This window comes from Sulfurimonas autotrophica DSM 16294 (assembly GCF_000147355.1).
Taxonomy (GTDB): Bacteria; Campylobacterota; Campylobacteria; order Campylobacterales; family Sulfurimonadaceae; genus Sulfurimonas; species Sulfurimonas autotrophica.
This window is the reverse complement of sequence record NC_014506.1, coordinates 1,588,563-1,609,097: the sequence shown is the minus strand read 5'-3', so window position 1 is coordinate 1,609,097 and position 20,535 is coordinate 1,588,563. Positions and strand designations below refer to the sequence as shown.

Here is a 20,535-nt window from a genome sequence, read left to right as displayed (position 1 = left end):
GAAGTTTTTTTTGAAAAAAGGTGAATGTGCGGAAAAATAATCTGCTTCAGGGTAACAGGACATTTATATATACAAATTACTAAAAGTAAAAGTATTAAAACATAAGGATATTCAAACGCAAAATTATTCAATTTGTGACTACTTTTTGATACAATTATAGCAAAGAGGAGATGAGAGTGAGATTTATTTTATTATTTATTATTCTAATAGTACAAATATATGGAGATGAAGATGCTTACAATCGAGGCGAGATGCTTTTTTTTGCCAATGCTTGTTCTAGCTGTCATGGACCCTCTGCTGAAGGAAGCAGTACTTACCCGCGACTTGCAAACAAAAAAGAAGAGTATTTGAAAAAAAAGTTAATTGATTTTAGAGCGGGTAAGGCAAAGAGTGTCTCCCAACAAATGATGGCACAATTTGCGAAAAAATTAACTGATAAAGATATAGACGATTTGAGCTTTTTCCTCTCTGCACATAAAAAGGTACATGTAGAGGATGTAGAGGATGATATATTAGGCGGATTCGGCTCATAAACTCGCCCACCACATTTTTAAGTATAAGCTCAGTGTGCTTGTATATCCGACATCGCTAAAGAGAAGCTTTTTATTCTTGCCATAAATAAACGTAGTGGGAAAGCCTGCTATATGAAATTGTGAAGAGAGTTTGCCGTTCTTATCATTAACGACTTTAAAGGTGTAGTTATGTTCATTTATATACTTTTTTACAGAATCATCACCACCGGATTTAACGGCTATGGTAACAACCTCAAAATGTTTGGCTAAAAAGTTTATATTAGATGCTTCAAGTTTACATGTAGGACACCAGGTAGCCCAAAAATGTATTAAAACCGGTTTTTTGTCCGGTATTTTATATTCTTGATAATTAATGAGTTTAAAGCTTTGTATAGCTAAGGGTTTTTGACTTAAGTCCTGACTTTTATAGAAACTTATTGCATTTGCTAAAATTGTCATAAGGACAAAAAAAAAGATAATTTCTTTCATATAATGTTTTATTTTACTTTTCATGACGTCAGCTTAACACTAATGTAATAATAAACTGATAAAATATTGAAAAATAAAGGAAGGTTAATGTTTAAATTAATACTTATTTCACTATCGTTAATGATGATAACAGGGTGCAGTACTGCACCAAAGAAAGCAGCTCCGTCTAAAGTAAAAAAGATGAAGCATAAAATGTTTCAGAGTGTCTCAAGAGAGCAGGCAATTTTACTTCAAAAAGGTAAAAACAGAGAATATTGCCATATCTGCGGCATGAATTTGGTTAAATTCTATAAAACAAGCCATGCTGCAAAAGAGGGTGATGTGGAGCATCAATACTGCTCAATTCATTGTTTGACTAAAGACATCAAAGAAGGTGCCCAACTTGAAAATCCTCAGGTTGTTGATGTGAGTTCTTTAAAATTCATACCGGTAACTGAAGCTTACTATGTTGTTGGAAGTAAAAAACCTGCTACTATGAGTAGAGTAAGCAAATATGCTTTTAAGTCTTTAGCTGATGCAAAAGTTTTTCAGGCTGAAAATGGTGGAAAAATAGTTGATTTTTATTCTGCTTGGCAGATTGCCAAAAAGGATTTTAATTAAGAAAGGGGTGGAGATAGAGTAATTACTCTATCTCTGCATCGATAACATCCTCGTCATCTTTTTTCTTCGCTGAGTCAGCTCCTGCTCCAGCTTCACCGCCTTGTTCTTTTTTATACATCTGCTCTGCCATTTTGTGGCTAGCTTCTGTAAGTACTTTTACTTTTTCTTCAATTTGTTCTTTTGTAGCATTATCATCTTTTAGAACTTCTTGAAGATCAGTTATAGCTGCTTCAATTTTTGCTTTTTCATCAGCAGCAAGGTTCTCACCCATTTCTGTCATTGATTTTTCAGTTTGTGCAATCAATGCATCTGCTTGGTTTTTAAGTTCAACAACAGCTTTTCTAGCTTCATCTTCAGCTTTATGCGCTTCTGCATCTTGAACCATTTTGTTAATCTCTTCTTCACTTAATCCTGAAGCACCAGAGATTGTAATTTTTTGTTCTTTGCCAGTTCCTTTATCCATTGCTGAAACTGTCAGTATTCCGTTTGCATCAATATCGAATGTAACTTCAATTTGAGGCACACCGCGAGGAGCTGCCGGAATATCAGTCAATTCAAACAGACCTAAAGATTTGTTATCTTTAGCAAATTCTCTTTCACCTTGCACAACGTTAATGCTTACCGCTGGCTGGTTGTCTTCTGCAGTTGAGAAGATTTGAGATTTTTTTACAGGAATCGTAGTTCCTTTTTCAATAACTTTAGTCGCAACACCGCCAAGTGTTTCAATACCAAGTGACAATGGAGTAACATCAAGTAAAAGAACATCTTTAACATCACCGCGTAATACACCACCTTGGATAGCAGCACCTGCAGCAACAACTTCATCAGGGTTTACTGATTTGTTCAACTCTTTACCGTCAAAGTAGTCAGAAACTCTTTTTTGTACTAAAGGAACACGAGTAGAACCACCAACCATGATGATTTCTTTAATGTCACCTTTGCTTAAGTCTGCATCTTTCATCGCAGTATTAACGTGATCCATTGTCTCATCAACAAGTGGGTCAATCATACCTTCAAATTTTGCACGAGTCAGTTTTACAACTAAGTGTTGTGGACCAGCCTCTGTCATTGTGATAAACGGTAAGTTGATTTCAGTCTCAGTCGCTGAACTTAACTCTTTTTTAGCATTTTCAGCAGCATCTTTTAAACGTTGCAATGCCATTTTGTCATTTTTAAGGTCAATTCCGTGACTTCCTTTAAATTCAGCTGCTAACCAGTCAACAATTTTGTTGTCAAAGTCATCACCACCCAAGAATGCATTTCCATCAGTTGAAAGAACTTCAAATGTACCATCACTGATTTCAAGTGTTGTTACATCAAATGTACCACCACCAAAATCATAAACCAATACATCTTCATCAGATTTCTTCTCTAAACCATATGCAAGCGCTGATGCAGTCGGCTCATTGATAATACGAAGAACATTCAGTCCTGCGATTGTACCCGCATCTTTTGTCGCTTTTCTTTGGCTGTCATTGAAATATGCCGGAACTGTAATAACTGCGTCAGTTACTTTGCTTCCCAAGAAAGACTCAGCATCTTCTTTTAGTTTTGTAAGAATTTTTGCTGAAATCTCTTGCGGTGTATATACTTTTCCTGCAACATCAACAGCTGCCATACCATCTTTGTCTACGATTTTATATGTTACTTTGCTTTGTGCAATTTTCGCGTTTTCTTCATTCATCATGAGACCCATGATTCTTTTTACAGATGAAATTGTTTTATCTGGATTTGTGATAGCTTGACGTTTTGCCGGGTCACCAACTAAAACTTCCCCTTTATCAGTAAATGCAACAACCGAAGGAGTTGTATTTTTCCCTTCCGCATTTGGAATAATTTTCGCTTCACCACCTTCATATACTGCCACACATGAATTTGTTGTTCCTAAATCTATACCTATTACTTTTGACATATTAACTTCCTTTTTTTTGTTTTATTTTTGTTTATTTTTAATTTTTATTACGGTGTAATTATACAAAGTTTTAAAAATTATTTTTGCAACCTAAGTTGCATTAAGCAAATTTAATTTGCTACTACTACCATAGCTTCTCTCAGAGGTCTGTCTTTATACTTATAACCTCTTTGAAAAGTTTGGACGATCTCTCCACTTTCAACATTTTCACTGTCAACACTTTGTACTGCATTGTGTATATTTGGATCAAACGGTTCTTCGTGTGATACCATTGTTACACCGTGCTTTTCAAGCGCTGTAGTGAATTGTTTCAGAGTGAGCTCGATTCCCTCTTTAAGTTTTTTCATAAGCTCTTGTGGGTCTGCATCAGAATCAGCAGATTTTAAAGCCATCTCAAGAGAATCAACAACAGGTATCATATCTTTTGCAAATTTTTCGTTTGCATATTCAACCGCTGTATATTTTTCACGTTCCAATCTTTTTTTGATATTATCAAAATCAGCATGAACACGTGCATATTTGTCTTTTAACTCTGCAAGTTCTTTTTGCAGTAAATCTAATTCATTTTCAACTGCTTCAGCCTCAGCAGCGACTTCATTAGCATCCGTTTCGTTATTATTGTTTACATTTTCTTTATCAGACATAATTATTAATTTCTCCTTTTTTATTGAAAAGATAACGTATTATACACATTGAGTGTAACAATGTCAAGTAGTAGTTCTGTTTTTTATATAAATTAACTTTAGTCAAATACTGTCAAGTTTATCTTATTGGTGACTTAAAACTATTGTGAAGCTTATCTTGAGTATCATTATATTACAAAATTTATGGAGAAATATTATGAAATATTTAACTTGGTTAATTGGTGCCGTTGCTGCAATACTTATAGCAGTATATGTTACAGCCTTTACAGGTTTTGGAAATTCTATAATAAAGTCTGTTATAGAGGATAAAATTAAAGAGCAGACAAAACTTGACTCAAAACTGAAAGTTTTTTCTTTGTCGATAAATGATTTTCAAATAGTTTTGCAGCTTAATAAGAATAATACAATCAAAGTTGAAGGAACGTATTCGATTTTTTCAAAATCTTTTGATGTAAAGTATAGTGTTAATTTACAAGAGCTTAAAACTTTGCAGCCTTTGACTTCAATGCAGCTGCAGGACTCTTTTTTTACAGATGGAACTGTTAAAGGCAATGATAAGCTTTTTACTGTTTTAGGAAAGAGTGATGTTGCCAAAAGTAAAACAGACTACAAAGTTGTTATGACAGACTTAAATCCAAGTTCAATCATGGCAAAAGTAGATACAGCTGATTTACAGTCTTTGCTACATATACTCAATCAGAAATTGTATGCAAGTGCCGATGTGAATTTAAATGTTAATTTTAAAAATATTACACCGCATAAACTTGATGGTGATATTCTCCTAATTACAAAAAACGGGAAATTAAATTCAAGAGTGATGAAAAAAGATTTTAATATTACTATTCCCGCAACGGCTTTTGCGATGAATTTAGATGCTAAACTCAAAGGGGATAATGTAGACTATACATATATATTAAACTCTAATCTTGCAAAAATAACTTCCGGCGGTAAAATAGTTCCCGAGCTTCTAAAGGTTGATGCAAAGTATGCGTTACATGTAAAGGAGTTGGCAGTACTAAAACCAATAACTTCGGCTGATATCAGAGGAAAGTTGAATCTCAACGGTACTGTCCACGGGAATAAAGCAAAAATGGTTATAAAAGGAAAAAGTGACTTAGCATCTTCAAATACAACTTTTTCAGCAACTTTGCATGATTTTGCACCTAAAAGCGTTGAAGCTGATATAAAAGGTTTAAAACTTCAAAAACTGCTTTATATGGTAAAACAGCCGCATTTCGCAGATGCTTTATTTAATATGAATGTGAAAATTACAAATGCTGATCCTAAAAATTTAAGCGGTATTGTAAAATCTCAGATAACAAAGGGAGTTGTAGATTCAAAATATGTAACAAAAGCTTATAAGTTTAAAAGTAGAATACCAAGAACGACTTTTAGTGCTGTCACTTATACAACTTTAAATAAAAATTTAATAGATACAAAATTAAACTTTGTATCAAATCTTGCAAATTTTGATATTAAAGGGGCACGTTTTAATACAAAAGATGCTTCTTTAAAAAGTGATTATAAAGTAAAGGTTCATAATCTTGACAGACTCTATTTTGCAACGCAAAGACATTTAAAAGGTGCATTATCTGCAAATGGAGAGTTAAAAAAAGCAAAAGATCTTAATTTCACACTTTTGTCTAATGTAGCCGGCGGAAAACTTGATGCTAAACTGCATAACGATGATTTTGTAGCAAATTTAAATGCATTGCAGACTTTAGATATTCTAGATATGCTGATTTATCCAAAAGTATTTAAATCTTCAATAGACGGCAAACTGGTATATAATTTAGCCGATGCCAAAGGTGATTTTAAAGGCTTGCTTTCAAATGGTACATTTATGCGTAATCAGGTACTTGATTTGACAAAACAGTATGCACATATTGATTTATATAAACAACATTTTAAAGGCGATGTGAATGCAAAAATTAATAAAGAAAAAATCATTGCTTCCTTGGATTTAAAATCAAATACATCATCAATTCAGACCAAAAATACAAGAGTAGACTCTAAAGCCAATACAATTGATTCAAAAATTGATATTAATGCTAACGGTAATCCTTTGAGTGTTACTTTAAAAGGGAATATTAACAGACCAAAAATTGGAGTAGATGCGAAAAAAATCATCAAAAAAGAGGCAACGAAAGCTATTAAAAAAGAGATACAAAAAAGAATAGGAAAAGATGTCGGGAATCTTTTAAAAGGTCTATTTTAGACTGACATCTGTTAAGGTAAGGCAGAAATTGACGGTTTTGCCTTGTTCTTCAACTTTTGCACAGGCTTGAGTAAGCGTTTGGCCTGTTGTAACAATATCATCTACCAAAATTATATTATCACTTTTAAACTTTTTTAATTGAAAATTTCTTGGATTCTCCTGCCTGAACATTTTGCTCTTTCCTGAGTATGAAACACTGTTCTTCGCTCGAAGCTTATTATGCAGCGGGTTGATATTATATGTTTTAAGAGCATGGTTTAATATTGCCGTATGCGAATAGCCGCTTTTGCTTGTATCATCCACTGCTAAAGATATATATTTTTCTTTTGTATGAAATTCCCCAGCAAATTTCTTAAAGCTGAGTTGAGCCAAAATATTATAAATGTAAAAACCTATATCAGTATGTTTGGTAAAAAGCAGTTCTTTTATTTCTTCATAATTGTAAAAAGAAATGATATTAACACCGTTAGAGAGTTTTCTTTTGTATAGAGAGGGGGAAAGAAAGTTTGTCTGACATGTAGAACATATATGTGTAAAGGCATAACTTTCACACAATATACATTTCATAAAATATGCTTTAGTCCATCTTAAGAACGGACATAAAAGCCTCTTGCGGAAGTTGTACTTTACCGATAGATTTCATACGTTTTTTTCCGGCTTTTTGCTTCTCTAGTAGTTTACGTTTACGAGTAATATCTCCGCCGTAACATTTGGCAGTTACATTTTTCCCCATTGATTTTACAGTTTCACGAGCAATTACCTGATTACCCAGTGATGCCTGAACGGCTACTTCAAAAAGCTGGCGGGGAATAAGCTCTTTCATGTTTTTTACCAGTGTCCGTCCGCGTGAAAGGGCAGAAGTTCTTGGCACTATGACACTCAGTGCATCAACGACTTCTCCGGCAACTTTTACATCAAGTTTTACAAGGTCTCCCTCTTTAAAGTCTGTCGGTTCATAATCAAAAGAAGCGTACCCTTTAGAAATTGATTTAAGAGTATCATAAAAATCAACGACGATTTCATTCATCGGTATTTCATATTCAAGCATAACCCTGTCTTCGTTGAGATAGGTCATTTTGTTTTGAATACCACGTTTTGATACTAAAAGATTCATAATATTTCCAAGGTATTCACTTGGTGTAATAACAGTTGCTTTGACATACGGTTCTTCAATTCTGTCTATATGATTGACTTCGGGTAGTTCTGAAGGGTTTTGTACTTCAATCATATCACCATTGTTAAGGTAGACATGATAAACAACAGAGGGTGCTGTAGCGATTAAATCAAGTCCAAATTCTCTCTCCAGACGTTCTTTGATAACTTCCATATGAAGCATTCCAAGAAATCCTACACGAAAACCAAAACCCAGAGCTATTGAAGTTTCAGGCTCATAAGAGAGTGATGAGTCATTAAGCTTGAGTTTATCAAGTGCATCTCTAAGCTCTTCAAATTTATCTGTATCTATTGGGTAAAGTCCTGCAAAAACAAAAGGTTTTGCAGGTTCATAATTACCTACCGGTTCAGCTGTAGGATTTTTCGCATCGGTAATAGTATCACCAACATTGACAACGCTTACTTCTTTGAGACCAAGAACTACAATACCAATTTCACCGCTTTTTATAGCCGGTGTTTTAATCTTTTTCAGAGGATGCGGATACATTAAATCAAGTACTTGATGCTCTTCATTGTTAGACATCAGCTTGATAGTTTGATTTTTTTTGATTTCTCCATCAAATACACGAACAAGAGCCAAGGCACCAAGGTACTGGTCAAACCAAGAATCATAAATGATTGCTTTTGTTGGTGCCTCTGGATTACCTTGCGGTGCAGGCACTCTTTCCACAATCGCGTCAATGAGCTCACGTATACCTACACCTGTTTTTGCGCTTACGAGTACAGCATCTGTAGCATCTATACCTATGGAAGTTTCTATTTCTTCAGCTACTTTGTCGGGATCAGCTGCTGGGAGGTCAATTTTATTAATAACAGGAATGATCTCAAGGTCATTGTCAAGCGCGAGATAAACATTGGCAATAGTTTGGGCTTCCACACCCTGTGCAGCATCAACGATCAGCAATGCTCCATCAGAAGATGCCAAAGATTTACTTACTTCATATGAAAAGTCAACATGGCCCGGTGTGTCTATAAGATTGAGAATGTAATGTTCCCCGTCTTTGACATAATCAAGTCGAACTGACTGTGCTTTAATAGTAATACCACGTTCTTGTTCTATATCCATAGTATCCATCATTTGCGTGCCCATTTCTCGCTCAGTAACTGAACCACACTCTTGTATGATTCTGTCGGCCAAGGTACTTTTCCCATGATCAATGTGGGCAATGATTGAGAAGTTTCTAATATTTTTCAATGATATTCCTATGCAAAAAGACTGTTAACACTCTCATTATGATAAACTCTGCGAATTACTTCAGCAAAAAGCGGTGCAACTGTCAAGACTTTTATTTTGGTATTGGGTTGCGATTCTAGTGTATTTGTGATGATTAATTCATCAAGTTCACCGTTTTCAAGATTTTGGTAGGCTTTTCCGCTGAGTACACCATGTGTTGCACATGCCATAACAGATGTCGCGCCTTTGTTTTTAAGTGCAGTTGCAGCCTTAACCATTGTGCCTGCCGTGTCGACCATATCATCTATCATAATAACGTCATGACCCTCAACATCGCCTATAATGTTCATAACTTCACTCTCATTTGCTTTTTCACGGCGTTTATCGACAATAACCATTTCTAAATTCATACGTTTTGCAAAATAACGGGCACGTGCAACACCACCGATATCCGGAGAAGCAATAATAGGATTTTTCAGATTTTTACTTTTAATATACTGTTCAAAAGTGATAGAACCATAGAGATTATCAACAGGAATATCAAAAAAGCCTTGGATTTGCCCTGCATGAAGATCTATAGTAACGACTCTGTCAATTCCTGCTGTTTCATATAAATTTGCTACAAGTTTTGCAGTAATTGGTACGCGGGGAGCAGCTTTTCTGTCTTGCCTTGCATAGCCATAATAAGGTACAACGGCTGTGATACTTGAAGCAGATGAGCGTTTTAGGGCATCTGTCATAATCAGCAGTTCCATTAAATTGTCATTTGATGGTGCCCCTGTTGATTGCACTATAAACACATCACGACCACGAACAGATTCAGCAATTTGAACTGAAATTTCACCATCACTAAACTTTTTAACATCAGCTTTTGCTAATGGAACATCTAAAATACTACAAATTTCTTTTGCAAAATCAACACTGGCAGAACCAGCAAAAATCTTATAACCACGCATTGGTATTCCTTCTTGGAAAAATTAATGCTGTATTATACAGAAATTGTTCTGAGTGTATGTTAAATCTGTTGGCACTTTTGACAAAGTCCGGATAAAACCAAATCTGCTTTGTCAATTTTGAAATGAGAAGTTTGTGAAGCAAGTTGTGCTGTTTGCGACAAGTCCAGTGTAATGTCATGAATTTCATTACATTGTCTGCATACTATATGTGAATGCATCTCTTTTGTAAGTTCATATACTGATTTTTCATTTGGAATTTTTACTTCTTGTATAAAAGCATTCTCTATCATCAGATTAATATTTTTATAAATAGTAGCAAGTGAAATTGAATTAAACTTTTTTAACATGACTTCATACAGCTTTTCTATTGTCATGTGTCCATTACAACCAAGTGCATTTGCAATTTCTAATCTTTGAGGCGTTGCCTTTAAATGGTGCTGTCGTAATATGTCTGTATAATTATTCATAATGTAATTATACACTATAAATATTTAAAAATAGTTTTCTAAAGCAGTTTTTGTAATCGGATTAAGCTTGAAAGGAGAATTGCACTTTTATCTACATTTGAACTTTTCATCTGAAGTTCGCTATTTAAGAGTAGCTCGTGAAGTTTTGAATACGTTTGTGGTTTGATTTTAATCGCTGCAGATGCTTTTTGTTCAACAATAAATGATGGAGCAGGGTAACCTAAAATTTCTAAAGCATTAGGCGCACCGTTTATACGAATGTAAATATTAAACATATAAAGTTGCGTTAAGTAAGCAGTTATAGCACTGATAATTCTTATTTCATCTTCGCCATGTTCTAGTATATTTAGTAAATCATCTCGAAAATCTTTTTTGTCAAGCAATTTTTTTATAAAATCATCAAGATTAATACTTGCAAGCCCATAAACCAAATTGTCGACATCTTTTGTTGTAATTGCTTTGTCATATACACGAAATTTATCTATTTCATTTGATGCAAGTGCGACATCACCGTTATGAATTTTAAGCAGATGTGAGATTGTAAACTTATCAATATTGACATTTTTTTCCTGTGCAAGTTGAAAAACAATATTTTGTGCTTCATACTCTTTTGGATGAAAAAATCTTACATTCATGGCCTTCGTCTTGGCAAAAGCTTTTTTATTATTGTAAGTTTTATGATCTGAACCATAATAGGCATATACAAAAATATTGTCCGGATTTTTATCGCATAACTCTAAAAGTATGTCAAGCTCTTTTTTGGGAACTTTTTTTTCACTTTTAATGATGAGAATATTTCTATCTCCAAAAAGTGAACCCTGTGAAAGATGGGCTTTTGCAGAATTAAAGTCATACTCGTCATGGTAATAACTGAGTATATTTGTGTTTTCTATATTTGTAAGCATTTTTGTATACATGTCTATCAAAAAACTACTTTCACCAAAGAAAACAAAACTGTTTGAGATACTCTTGTTCTGTATATGTTTATCGAATTCGTTTTTATACATTATTTGTCTAATTTCCCAACCACTGATGCATATATTCTTGCTCTTGCTATATTGACTTTATCAATTCTGATTAGGACATCCTCAAACAATATAACATCTGATCCGGCTGTAAAATGAAGCTTTGCACCAATAATTTCATCATGGAGTTCTGCCCGCAGTTCAGGGTCTGTTGCTGTAATTCTTGCTTTGAACTCTTTATTGAGATTGTCTTGCGCCCATCTGGCATATTTTCGTGCTTTATATTCAGATTCAATAATCATTGCCTCACGCTCTTTCTCACTGATAGCCATACTGAGTGACTCAATATTTCTTAAAACATAAGACTGTTCTTGTGTATCGCCTCTGTTGATGGCTTTTAAGAGTCTGTGAACGATTAAATCACTGTACCTTCTAATAGGTGAAGTGAAATGCGTATACTCCTTAAAACCCAGTCCAAAGTGACCGACATTTATAGGAGAGTAGCGTGCCTGCATTTGTGACTGAATAATAAGCGTATCTACTTCAGGCGCAATATCCATCTCTTTTGCCTGTTTTTGGATGGCATCAATCGTCTCTTTTATGGTGTTTTTAATTTCTACATGTATGCCTATACCGGCTAGTTCTTGATAGAGCTTTTGGAGTTTTGCCTGGCTTGGCGGTTCATGAATTCTAAAAAGCCCTCTTTTGTAACGTTTTGCAGCTTCTTTGTTTGCTAAAAGCATACAATCTTCAATAAGTCCGTGAGACGGAGTCTCCTGCGCAACCGTAGTGGATACAAGATTTGTATTTTCATCCAGGGTCATTTCTATTTCAGTAGAATGAAAATCAAAGCCATCCTGCAGACGTTTTTCTCTTAATCTGTCTGTTACCGGTTTGAGTTTTGCAATCCATGCAAATATTTCTTTTTCCTCTTTTGTCTTTGCGTGAAGTTTTCCTTCAAAAAAGAGATCAATCTCTTCATAGTTAAATCTTCTGTCGGAATGCATAAGTGCTTCATACACCTCAGATTTTACAACTTCAAGTGTTTGTAAATCGAGTTTGATTTCAAATACGTAAGCCAGTCTGTCTACATGCGGCTGCAGGGAACATAATGTTTCACTCAGTTGTCGCGGCAGCATAGGAATAGAACGATGCGGCAGATAAATAGAAAAACTTCTGTAAATTGCTTCTGTGTCTATTGGACCAAAAGGAGTGACATATTCACTGACATCGGCAATGGCAACATACAATGTTGCATTTTTATCATCCCAATATATAGCATCGTCAAAATCTTTTGCAGTTACCGGGTCAATCGTACAAAAAGTCAAATCTCTTAAATCTTTTCTTTTTGGGTACTTTGAAGCATCTACTTCTTTAAAAGAAGGTGCGGCTTTTAAAACTTCTTCCTCAAATTCATCATGCTTGTTAAATTGGGCAAGAACAATTTTTTCATCAGCTTTTGGGTCCTTTATATTGCCGATTTTTTCCATGATTTTGTTTTCATGATTATCTATTTTAAATAAGTCACCAACTTCATAAGTATTGAGCTCTTCAGGTGTCATTTCAGCCCCGATGGGGTACTCTGTTTTTAATTCAACTAAAGTTTTGCGTCCCTCTTTTAAAATAATGTAAGCAACACTATATGTTTGTTCTCGACCGACAATTTCTATAATTTTGGCACTAGGAGGACCTCTGTGCCCAAGAAGCCTTTGTGCAATCACAAGATCGCCTTCCGTAGCCAGACCTAAATTATTTTCATTGATAAAAAGGTCTTTTATATTTTCACCTATTACATGTAAGTAGGCTGTTCCTTTTTGTACTAGTCCCAATACTCCGGCACGATACTTGGAATTAAATTTATATATATTATGTTTGTTTGTAAGGTATTTTTTTACAAGCCATTCACGTACTAGAGGAAGTTCTTCTTCTGTGATGTCTTGCTCACTCAAACCATGAGTGAGTCGTATTAGTAATGATTTCAATTAATTTTATTCTTTATTCTATGTGTTCAATAGCCATATCAAAGCTGTCCATATCAAGTTTATACTTTTGTATTAACTCTTTGGCAGATTGAATACTCTCATTTGTAACTACTCCATTGATAGGAACGGCAACTCGTACTACATGAAGAATTTGTGCAGCTTTTTTATCTTCTTCTTTTGCTGCATCAGGGTTTTGGCAGTTTTTTATAATATCAATAAGCCCCTCTTCAAATTTCCATTGCGCGAAAATTGTGGCACTTACTTCAGGTGTATCAACACCTACTATTTCTCTCTCTGCAGCTTCAGCATCTTTAAGTTCCTTCATAGCTGCTTTAAATTCTGCTTCTTTTTTATCAGCCATAATTTGTTGAGCGATAAGCACTTTTCCGATTTCTACTAAAAAAGCAGCAGGTGATAAAACGCCCAAAAGTCTATTTTCTTTTTTTAAACACCACGAAGTAGTCAGTGCATGTTGTTTTTTTGAAAGCTCTGAGAACATCTCATTTGTTATACCATAAGGTGATAAATCCAGATTAAAGCTCTTCTTTACAATAGAAGCCAATGCAAATCCACGAACGGTACCCATACCAAAAAGACCGACTGCCTGACTAATGGCGTTTATTTCTCTTGAAAAACCATAAAGAGGCGAATTTGCCGCTTTTAAAATATCTGCAGTCAAAAGTGGGTCTTTTTCCAAAATTTTTGCCATGTCATTAAATGTACTATCTGGATTCTTATAAACTTCTTCTATTTGAAGAGCAGATTTAGGAAGTGGCGGTAGTTGTTTAATTTTTTTTAATATATCTTCAGTCATTGCATTTCTCTCTTTAATATTTAGAATATAGTCTTTGTAATCTAATTATAGTATCAATAGCTAAATACATACTGAATATTTACAAAAAACTGTTATTATTTTTCATTAAAAATTTACAAGGAAATAGATATGCAAAATGATGCAATGCTGACTCAACTAAGATATGTACCAAATGATGCTTTGGTAGAACAACTCAAAAGAATTCAAAAGAATACTTCAGGGTATGAAAAAATCGAGAAGCATATTTTAGATTTAAATGATCATCTCAAGGTAAACAATGCATATGTTGCTTTGTCAAATACAAAAGATTATTTTAAAATAAAAGTAGAGTCACCAACGCCTGAATTGGCTCAAGAAGCACATGAAAAAATACAACATTTCAGTGATAAATTTAAAGTAAAAACAGACAAACTGCCAAATAAAGAAACATATTATATTTTAGGATATGAGCATTAGGGAAAATAAATGAAAGAGCCGATGAGTATTGAAGGATATGACAAGCTTATAGAAGAATTCAAATATTTGTTAGAAGTTGAAAAACCCAAGGTCGCACATGAAAAACTTGTTGCAGCAGCACTTGGTGACAGAAGTGAAAATGCGGATTATCAAGCTGCAAAGGAGAAATTGCGTTTTATTGATAAGAGACTTTTTTATCTCAACAAAATGATTCAAAGTTCGCATATAATCGACCCCTCTCTGCATGAGCATAAGCAGGTTGCCTTTGGCAGCAGTGTTACGCTTGTAAATATTGATACGGAAGATGAAGAAATTTATACTATCTGCGGGGTATTGGAGAGTGAGCCTGAAAATGGCCTGATTTCTATACATTCACCTCTGGCTAAAGCTATGCTTGGCAAAAAAGAGGGAGATGAATTCAAAATACAACTGCCGAATGCTCTCAAAGAGTATGAAATTCAAAAAATAAAGTATAAAAATATCTTTTCATTGAAAAAAAATATTCGTTCAAAAAGCGATTTTTCTTTTCATTAAAACAACTTTTACCATTCCTTAGATATAATCCCTCTTTAAAAACCAATTTTTAGGAAACACCCGTGAGCCAACAACTTGAAAACATTGATGAACAGTTAGCAAACCATAAACTTTCACAAGAAGATTACAAACACATAAAAGAGATTTTAGGGCGTGAGCCGAATTTAGTTGAACTGGGTATATTTTCAGCTATGTGGAGTGAACACTGTTCGTACAAATCCTCTAAAATACACTTGAAAGGTTTTCCGACGAAAGCACCTTGGGTTATTCAGGGTCCAGGCGAAAATGCCGGTGTTATTGACATTGGAGATGGCTATGCGGCTGTTTTTAAAATGGAATCACATAATCATCCAAGTTTTATTGAACCTTATCAAGGTGCTGCAACGGGTGTCGGCGGGATTATGCGTGATGTATTTACAATGGGTGCACGTCCTGTTGCGAACTTAAATGCACTGCGTTTTGGTAATGTTTTAAACAAAGATGATATCTCTAAACATCAACGTTATTTAGTACGTGGTGTAACTGAGGGTATCGGTGGTTATGGAAACTGTATGGGTGTTCCGACTATCGGTGGTGAGACAAGCTTTGATGAATGTTACAATGGAAATATTCTTGTCAATGCATTTACACTGGGCATTGCTAAAAGTGATGAAATCTTCTATGGTAAAGCAGAAGGAACAGGAAACCCTGTAATGTATGTCGGTGCAAAAACGGGTCGTGATGGTCTTGGCGGGGCTGTTATGAGCTCAGATTCTTTTACTGAAGAGAGTAAATCTCTTCGTCCTACTGTACAAGTTGGTGATCCGTTTACTGAAAAACTACTTTTAGAAGCATGTTTAGAACTCTTTAAAACTGACCATGTTGTTGGTATTCAAGATATGGGAGCTGCCGGGCTTACCTCGTCTGCATTCGAGATGGCAGGGCGTTCAGGTTCCGGAATGATTATGCATTTAGATAAGGTTCCTGCCCGAGAAGAAGGCATGACACCTTATGACTTTATGCTCAGTGAATCTCAAGAGCGTATGCTCCTTTGTGCTAAAAAAGGTTCAGAACAGGCAATTATTGATATTTTTGAAAAATGGGATTTAGATGCTGCTGTTGTGGGTGAAGTTACTGACACAGGAAACATGGAACTCTTCTGGCATGGAGAAAAATGTGCAGAGGTTCCGGTTGACCCTGTAAGTGAAGAAGCACCTGAACTCAACCGTCCGATGAAAAAACCTGCCTATTTGGAAGATATACATAAAGTAAGTATTGATGACTTTGACAGAGTTTCAAACCAAGAAGCATTTGAGACATTAACAAAATCTATGGAAGTTGTAGATAAATCTTGGATTTATACACAATATGATTCGATGGTGCAAACAAATACAATCAAAAATGGCGGGACACTTGACGCTTCGGTCATTCGTGTAAAAGAGAATAAAAAAGCTTTGGCAATGTCAGCTGACTGTAATGTTCGTTACTGCTACATTGATCCAAAAATGGGTGGAGCGGCTGCAGTTATAGAATCTGGTCGTAATGTTGCAATGAGCGGAGCAAGACCGTTGGCAATTACGGATTGTCTCAACTATGGTAATCCTGAAAACCCTGAAGTCATGTGGCAGTTTGGTGAAGGTTGTTTAGGTATTAAAGAAGCATGTGCCCAGCTTACAACTCCTGTCATCGGTGGAAATGTTTCTCTTTATAATGAAACAAATAGTGTTTCGGTTTTTCCGACACCTTCTATTGCAACTGTCGGTGTAAATGATGATGAAAACAATGTCTTGATGTCAAGTTTTCAATCTGAAGGAAATGCACTCTATTTAGTAGGTGAGAGTAAATCTGAATTTGGCGGTTCTTTATATATGAAAGAGTTATATGATACTGTAGCAGGTGTTATGCCTGAGATTGATTACAAACAAGAGCTTGCACTTTGGGATTTAGTAATAGAAGCAAATAAAAAACATCTTTTAGAATGTGCAAAAGATGCAAGCAGCGGCGGTGTTGCAATAGCGCTTGCTAAAATGGCAGCAACAAGCGGGCTTGGATGTGATGTAGAGATGGGTGTATCTGATGACAGAGATATTTTCTCAGAGAGCATGAGTCGTGCAATCATCGAAGTAAAACCTGAAAATTGTGAAGCTTTTGAAGCAATGCTGGATGAATCAATGTCAATTGAGAAAATCGGTACGGTCGGCGGAGATAATATTCGCATTAATGATATAAGTATGAATATGGAAACACTCAAAGACAGCTATTTTAATACATTTAGACAAGTAATAGAGCAAGATATATAAAACTTATATTTATTATATAAAAATGAAATTTAAAAACTCAATTTAATTTTATATTAATCAATGTATAATATCACGTAATTTAGATAAAGGAAAACGAATGAAAAAAAATATAATTACTGCATTAATTGCATTAAGTGTCGCATTCTTTGCAACAGGATGTTCAACAATGCATATGGGATGGACTGCTGTGACTCAACAGCATAAGCTTGATGATGGTGCAATGCCGGCGTATGACGATATGTTTACAAAAGTTGCAAAGTATGGCGACCCTGCTCGTGCAATGATGAAAGAGTGGAAAGTTGATGAAGGTATCAGCGGTGATGATGTTAGAGAATCTATAGCGGCACTTACTGAAGAGTATAACATGAGACTTACTGGTTATGTGAAAATGTACACAAAAGAAGATGCAAAGCCGAATGAAGTAAAAGAAGCAAGAATTTGGTCTTTATGTAACCTTACTACAGCGAAAGTCTTCTTAAACTATTCAAGATACTATGGTGGATTTATGCCATGTAGAATTATGTATATTCGTTATGGAAACGGAGATGCTTACTTAATCAGTATGGATATGACGCTTGCGATTCATGGTGGTTATACACTTCCTCCAGAAATGTTAAAAATGGCAACTCTTGTTAAAACAGCAATGGAAAAAATTCCTGAACGTGCAGCACAAGGTGACTTCTAGTCACTGATGCTTTTATGAGCTTATATATTTTATAAGCTCATGATTTAATTGATACGGCGTGTTCACGACCGCATCAATTTCTTTATATTCAAATCCACTCTCCATATAACAAATAATACTTTCATTTTTATTTTTCATTAAACCATCAATGGCATATGTTATAAATTTATAAGCCATAAGTCTATCTTTTACTGTTGGATTGCCTCCACGCTGTAAATGTCCTAGAATATTCACTCTTGACTCAATACCAATTTTTTCTTCAAACCACTTAGCTATTTCGGCAGAATCTTGTTTTATACCTTCTGCAACCACAGCTATAAAATATCTACGACCATTTTTTATTTCTCGTTTGAATTTTTCTTCATAATCATTCAAATTATATGGTATCTCTGGAATAAGGCAAAGTTCAGAACCTGATGTTAGATGTGATACAAGCGCTAGATAACCGCACTTGTTACCCATAGTCTCAATCACAAAAGCTCTTTTAAATGAGGATGCCGTATCTCTTATAGAATCTATTGAAAATTTTATCATATTAAGTGCTGTATCCACACCTAAGCAATAATCAGTACCGGAAATATCGTTGTCAATAGTCGAAGGAATACCACAAAATTTTATTTTATGTTCTTTATAAAATTCATGTAATCCTTTAAAAGAGCCATCACCCCCAAGTACTATTAACATAGTTACATGTAAGTTATCAAGATTTTGTTTTGCAATAGTTCGGTATTCTTTTTGCATAAATCTTTTGCTTCTGGCACTCCCTGTTTTTGTGCCTCCACGATTGATAATACCTGCAACATCGCAATAATCTGCTTTTTTTATATTGTTGTCAATGAGTCCCTCATACCCGTCATATACAAAGTAGGGTGTAAGATTCTGTTCAAAACTGTATTCGACAAATCGTTTTAATGCAGGGTTCATACCTGATACATCACCGCCTGAACAAATAATCGCAATATTTTGTTTCATGATCTTTCTCTTTATTTATTTTTTTTAAGTTTACCATCTTCTAAACTCTATTTAGATAAAATGGCATTAATATTTTAAATCAAGGCTTGAATAAATCTTGCCGTTCGGCAAAGCTTTAGTGAGAGGAATTTTTATGAAGCTTTGCTTTAGAAAAAGGAGAAAGAGTGCAGAAAAGAGCGTTAGTAAGTGTAAGCGATAAAAACGGTGTAGTTGATTTTTGTAAATCATTAGTGAAAAACGGATATGAAATTATTTCAACCGGTGGAACATACAAACTTTTAAAAGAGAACGGCGTCGATGCTGTTGAAATTGATGAGGTGACAAAATTTCCTGAATGTTTTGAAGGGCGTGTAAAAACTCTAAATCCTTACGTTCACGGTGGAATTTTACACCGTCGTGACAAGCAGTCACATTTAGATCAGGCAAAAGAACTTGGTGTTGAGGCGATTGATTTGGTTTGTGTAAACCTTTATCCATTTAAAGAAACGATTGAAAGAACTGATGATTTTGATGATATTATTGAAAATATCGATATCGGTGGTCCGGCAATGGTTCGCTCGGCTGCAAAAAACTTTGACTCAGTTATTATTGTAACAGATGTAGAGGATTATGATGTCGTAATAGATGCTATTGAAAATGAAAAAAATACAAAAGAGTTCCGTCGAGGTTTTATGATAAAAGCATATGAGCATACAGCAGCTTATGACTCAATGATTGCAAACTATATGAATGAACGTTTCAATGAAGGTTTCGGTGAGAAGCAGTTTGTTGTCGGAAATAAAGTTATGAACACGCGTTATGGTGAAAACCCTCATCAAAAAGGCGCACTCTATGAATTTGACAAACATTTTTCAAATAATTTTAATACACTTAAAGGTGAAGCAAGTTTTAACAATTTAAATGATTTAAACGGTGCAGTAAAAATTGCTGCTGCATTTGGAAGTGATAATGCTGTTTGTATTTCAAAACATGGGAATCCATGTGGATTTGCTATTAAAGAAACACTTTTAGAGGCTTATACAGAAGCACTAAAGTGTGATCCGGTATCTGCCTTTGGCGGCGTTGTCGCAGTAAATGGCACGGTTGATAAAGCACTAGCGCAGAAAATGAATGAAATCTTTATTGAAGTAATTATAGCAGGACGTATTACAGAAGAAGCACAAGAAGTATTTGCTGCGAAAAAACGTATAAAACTCTTTGAAATGGGTGCAGATAAGTTAATACTTGCAAATGATAAAAAAGATTTTAAACATATTGACGGCGGATTTATTTTTCAAGATGCAGATAAAGTAAAAGATGATGAAGTGAAAAATGCAAAACTGATGAGTAAAAAAGCGGCAACTTCTGAAGAGATGAAAGATTTGGAAATCGCTTATAAAGTAGCTTCACTAACAAAATCAAATTGTGTTGTATATGTGAAAAATTCGGCTATGGTTGCAGTTGGTATGGGAATGACAAGCCGTGTTGATGCGGCACAATGTGCATTGAAAAAAGCAAAAGAGATGGGACTTGATGTAAGTGGTGCTGCTTTGGCTTCAGAAGCATTTTTTCCTTTCCGTGATTCTATCGATGCAGCAGCAGCAGCAGGTGTAAAAAATGTTATTGAACCGGGCGGTTCTATTCGTGATGATGAAATTATTGCCGCAGCCGATGAATTTGGTATGAGTCTTTACTTCTCAGCTATTCGCCACTTCTTACACTAA

General features: G+C 34.9%; 19 protein-coding genes. 8 read left to right on the top strand and 11 right to left on the bottom strand.

Annotation, left to right across the window (positions count from 1 at the left end):
• Window positions 1-176: 176 nt before the first annotated feature.
• Entirely contained in the window at window positions 177-533 is a 357-nt protein-coding gene (locus SAUT_RS11090) for a c-type cytochrome (protein WP_013327414.1), read from the top strand.
• Here the strand turns inward: SAUT_RS11090 and SAUT_RS08170 are convergent.
• Complete coding sequence (locus tag SAUT_RS08170) at window positions 528-1,025, bottom strand: redoxin domain-containing protein (RefSeq protein WP_013327413.1); 498 nt, start codon at window positions 1,023-1,025, stop codon at window positions 528-530. The two genes, SAUT_RS11090 and SAUT_RS08170, sit on opposite strands and share 6 nt — an antisense overlap.
• 63 nt (window positions 1,026-1,088) lie before the next feature.
• On the opposite strand from SAUT_RS08170, the gene SAUT_RS08165 reads away from it, so the two are divergent.
• Complete coding sequence (locus SAUT_RS08165) at window positions 1,089-1,601, top strand: nitrous oxide reductase accessory protein NosL (RefSeq protein ID WP_013327412.1); 513 nt, start codon at window positions 1,089-1,091, stop codon at window positions 1,599-1,601.
• Window positions 1,602-1,623: 22 nt separating this feature from the next.
• On the opposite strand, the gene dnaK is transcribed toward SAUT_RS08165, so the two are convergent.
• Both dnaK and grpE read right to left on the bottom strand, forming a co-directional pair.
• Window positions 1,624-3,513: a molecular chaperone DnaK gene (dnaK, locus tag SAUT_RS08160; RefSeq protein WP_013327411.1), complete on the bottom strand. Its 1,890-nt coding sequence runs from the start codon at window positions 3,511-3,513 to the stop codon at window positions 1,624-1,626.
• Between the two features lie 110 nt (window positions 3,514-3,623).
• Complete coding sequence (grpE, locus tag SAUT_RS08155) at window positions 3,624-4,181, bottom strand: nucleotide exchange factor GrpE (RefSeq protein WP_425358062.1); 558 nt, start codon at window positions 4,179-4,181, stop codon at window positions 3,624-3,626.
• Between the two features lie 172 nt (window positions 4,182-4,353).
• Here grpE and SAUT_RS08150 point away from each other — a divergent pair, with 172 nt between their 5' ends.
• The gene (locus SAUT_RS08150) at window positions 4,354-6,375 is read left to right on the top strand and encodes a hypothetical protein (protein WP_013327409.1); all 2,022 of its coding nucleotides are present in this window, start codon (window positions 4,354-4,356) and stop codon (window positions 6,373-6,375) included.
• On the opposite strand, the gene SAUT_RS08145 is transcribed toward SAUT_RS08150, so the two are convergent.
• Genes SAUT_RS08145 through SAUT_RS08115 form a run of 7 tightly spaced genes read right to left on the bottom strand, consistent with a single transcriptional unit; the run spans window position 6,367 to window position 13,906 of the window.
• The gene (locus SAUT_RS08145; protein WP_013327408.1) at window positions 6,367-6,942 is read right to left on the bottom strand and encodes a ComF family protein; all 576 of its coding nucleotides are present in this window, start codon (window positions 6,940-6,942) and stop codon (window positions 6,367-6,369) included. The genes SAUT_RS08150 and SAUT_RS08145 overlap by 9 nt on opposite strands.
• Window positions 6,943-6,952: 10 nt before the next feature.
• On the bottom strand, window positions 6,953-8,743 hold the full coding sequence (lepA, locus tag SAUT_RS08140; RefSeq protein WP_013327407.1) for a translation elongation factor 4: 1,791 nt from the start codon (window positions 8,741-8,743) through the stop codon (window positions 6,953-6,955).
• Window positions 8,744-8,751: 8 nt separating this feature from the next.
• Window positions 8,752-9,678: a ribose-phosphate pyrophosphokinase gene (locus SAUT_RS08135; protein WP_013327406.1), complete on the bottom strand. Its 927-nt coding sequence runs from the start codon at window positions 9,676-9,678 to the stop codon at window positions 8,752-8,754.
• Window positions 9,679-9,737: 59 nt separating this feature from the next.
• Complete coding sequence (locus SAUT_RS08130; RefSeq protein WP_013327405.1) at window positions 9,738-10,145, bottom strand: Fur family transcriptional regulator; 408 nt, start codon at window positions 10,143-10,145, stop codon at window positions 9,738-9,740.
• Window positions 10,146-10,183: 38 nt separating this feature from the next.
• Window positions 10,184-11,152 (bottom strand): DNA polymerase III subunit delta, encoded by a 969-nt coding sequence (gene holA, locus SAUT_RS08125; protein WP_013327404.1) that lies wholly within the window; start codon window positions 11,150-11,152, stop codon window positions 10,184-10,186.
• Entirely contained in the window at window positions 11,152-13,092 is a 1,941-nt protein-coding gene (locus SAUT_RS08120; RefSeq protein WP_013327403.1) for an RNB domain-containing ribonuclease, read from the bottom strand. The genes holA and SAUT_RS08120 overlap by 1 nt, the downstream gene beginning before the upstream one ends.
• Before the next feature lie 13 nt (window positions 13,093-13,105).
• Window positions 13,106-13,906 carry an HDOD domain-containing protein gene (locus tag SAUT_RS08115; RefSeq protein WP_013327402.1) on the bottom strand — a complete coding sequence of 267 codons (801 nt, stop codon included), beginning with the start codon at window positions 13,904-13,906 and terminating at the stop codon, window positions 13,106-13,108.
• A gap of 129 nt (window positions 13,907-14,035) precedes the next feature.
• Here SAUT_RS08115 and SAUT_RS08110 point away from each other — a divergent pair, with 129 nt between their 5' ends.
• The 4 genes from SAUT_RS08110 (at window position 14,036) to SAUT_RS08095 (ending at window position 17,860) form a co-directional block, all read left to right on the top strand.
• Window positions 14,036-14,362: a hypothetical protein gene (locus SAUT_RS08110; RefSeq protein WP_013327401.1), complete on the top strand. Its 327-nt coding sequence runs from the start codon at window positions 14,036-14,038 to the stop codon at window positions 14,360-14,362.
• Window positions 14,363-14,371: 9 nt separating this feature from the next.
• Window positions 14,372-14,896 carry a transcription elongation factor GreA gene (gene greA / locus SAUT_RS08105; protein WP_013327400.1) on the top strand — a complete coding sequence of 175 codons (525 nt, stop codon included), beginning with the start codon at window positions 14,372-14,374 and terminating at the stop codon, window positions 14,894-14,896.
• 62 nt (window positions 14,897-14,958) lie between these two features.
• On the top strand, window positions 14,959-17,175 hold the full coding sequence (gene purL, locus SAUT_RS08100; protein ID WP_013327399.1) for a phosphoribosylformylglycinamidine synthase subunit PurL: 2,217 nt from the start codon (window positions 14,959-14,961) through the stop codon (window positions 17,173-17,175).
• Window positions 17,176-17,272: 97 nt separating this feature from the next.
• Window positions 17,273-17,860, top strand: coding sequence for a hypothetical protein (locus SAUT_RS08095; RefSeq protein ID WP_013327398.1), 588 nt, complete (start codon window positions 17,273-17,275; stop codon window positions 17,858-17,860).
• 12 nt (window positions 17,861-17,872) lie between these two features.
• On the opposite strand, the gene SAUT_RS08090 is transcribed toward SAUT_RS08095, so the two are convergent.
• Window positions 17,873-18,832: a 6-phosphofructokinase gene (locus SAUT_RS08090; protein ID WP_013327397.1), complete on the bottom strand. Its 960-nt coding sequence runs from the start codon at window positions 18,830-18,832 to the stop codon at window positions 17,873-17,875.
• 164 nt (window positions 18,833-18,996) lie between these two features.
• Here SAUT_RS08090 and purH point away from each other — a divergent pair, with 164 nt between their 5' ends.
• The gene (gene purH / locus SAUT_RS08085; RefSeq protein WP_013327396.1) at window positions 18,997-20,535 is read left to right on the top strand and encodes a bifunctional phosphoribosylaminoimidazolecarboxamide formyltransferase/IMP cyclohydrolase; all 1,539 of its coding nucleotides are present in this window, start codon (window positions 18,997-18,999) and stop codon (window positions 20,533-20,535) included.

What these genes read in the sequence shown, in the direction of transcription:
- SAUT_RS08170 (WP_013327413.1), bottom strand. Translation starts at nt 1,025, where the DNA reads ATGAAAAGTAAAATAAAACATTATATGAAAGAAATTATCTTTTTTTTT.
- SAUT_RS08135 (WP_013327406.1), bottom strand. Translation starts at nt 9,678, where the DNA reads ATGCGTGGTTATAAGATTTTTGCTGGTTCTGCCAGTGTTGATTTTGCA.
- SAUT_RS08115 (WP_013327402.1), bottom strand. Translation starts at nt 13,906, where the DNA reads ATGACTGAAGATATATTAAAAAAAATTAAACAACTACCGCCACTTCCT.
- SAUT_RS08090 (WP_013327397.1), bottom strand. Translation starts at nt 18,832, where the DNA reads ATGAAACAAAATATTGCGATTATTTGTTCAGGCGGTGATGTATCAGGT.
- holA (WP_013327404.1), bottom strand. Translation starts at nt 11,152, where the DNA reads ATGTATAAAAACGAATTCGATAAACATATACAGAACAAGAGTATCTCA.
- SAUT_RS08145 (WP_013327408.1), bottom strand. Translation starts at nt 6,942, where the DNA reads ATGAAATGTATATTGTGTGAAAGTTATGCCTTTACACATATATGTTCT.
- SAUT_RS08165 (WP_013327412.1), top strand. Translation starts at nt 1,089, where the DNA reads ATGTTTAAATTAATACTTATTTCACTATCGTTAATGATGATAACAGGG.
- greA (WP_013327400.1), top strand. Translation starts at nt 14,372, where the DNA reads ATGAAAGAGCCGATGAGTATTGAAGGATATGACAAGCTTATAGAAGAA.
- SAUT_RS08110 (WP_013327401.1), top strand. Translation starts at nt 14,036, where the DNA reads ATGCAAAATGATGCAATGCTGACTCAACTAAGATATGTACCAAATGAT.
- SAUT_RS08130 (WP_013327405.1), bottom strand. Translation starts at nt 10,145, where the DNA reads ATGAATAATTATACAGACATATTACGACAGCACCATTTAAAGGCAACG.
- SAUT_RS08095 (WP_013327398.1), top strand. Translation starts at nt 17,273, where the DNA reads ATGAAAAAAAATATAATTACTGCATTAATTGCATTAAGTGTCGCATTC.
- dnaK (WP_013327411.1), bottom strand. Translation starts at nt 3,513, where the DNA reads ATGTCAAAAGTAATAGGTATAGATTTAGGAACAACAAATTCATGTGTG.
- SAUT_RS08150 (WP_013327409.1), top strand. Translation starts at nt 4,354, where the DNA reads ATGAAATATTTAACTTGGTTAATTGGTGCCGTTGCTGCAATACTTATA.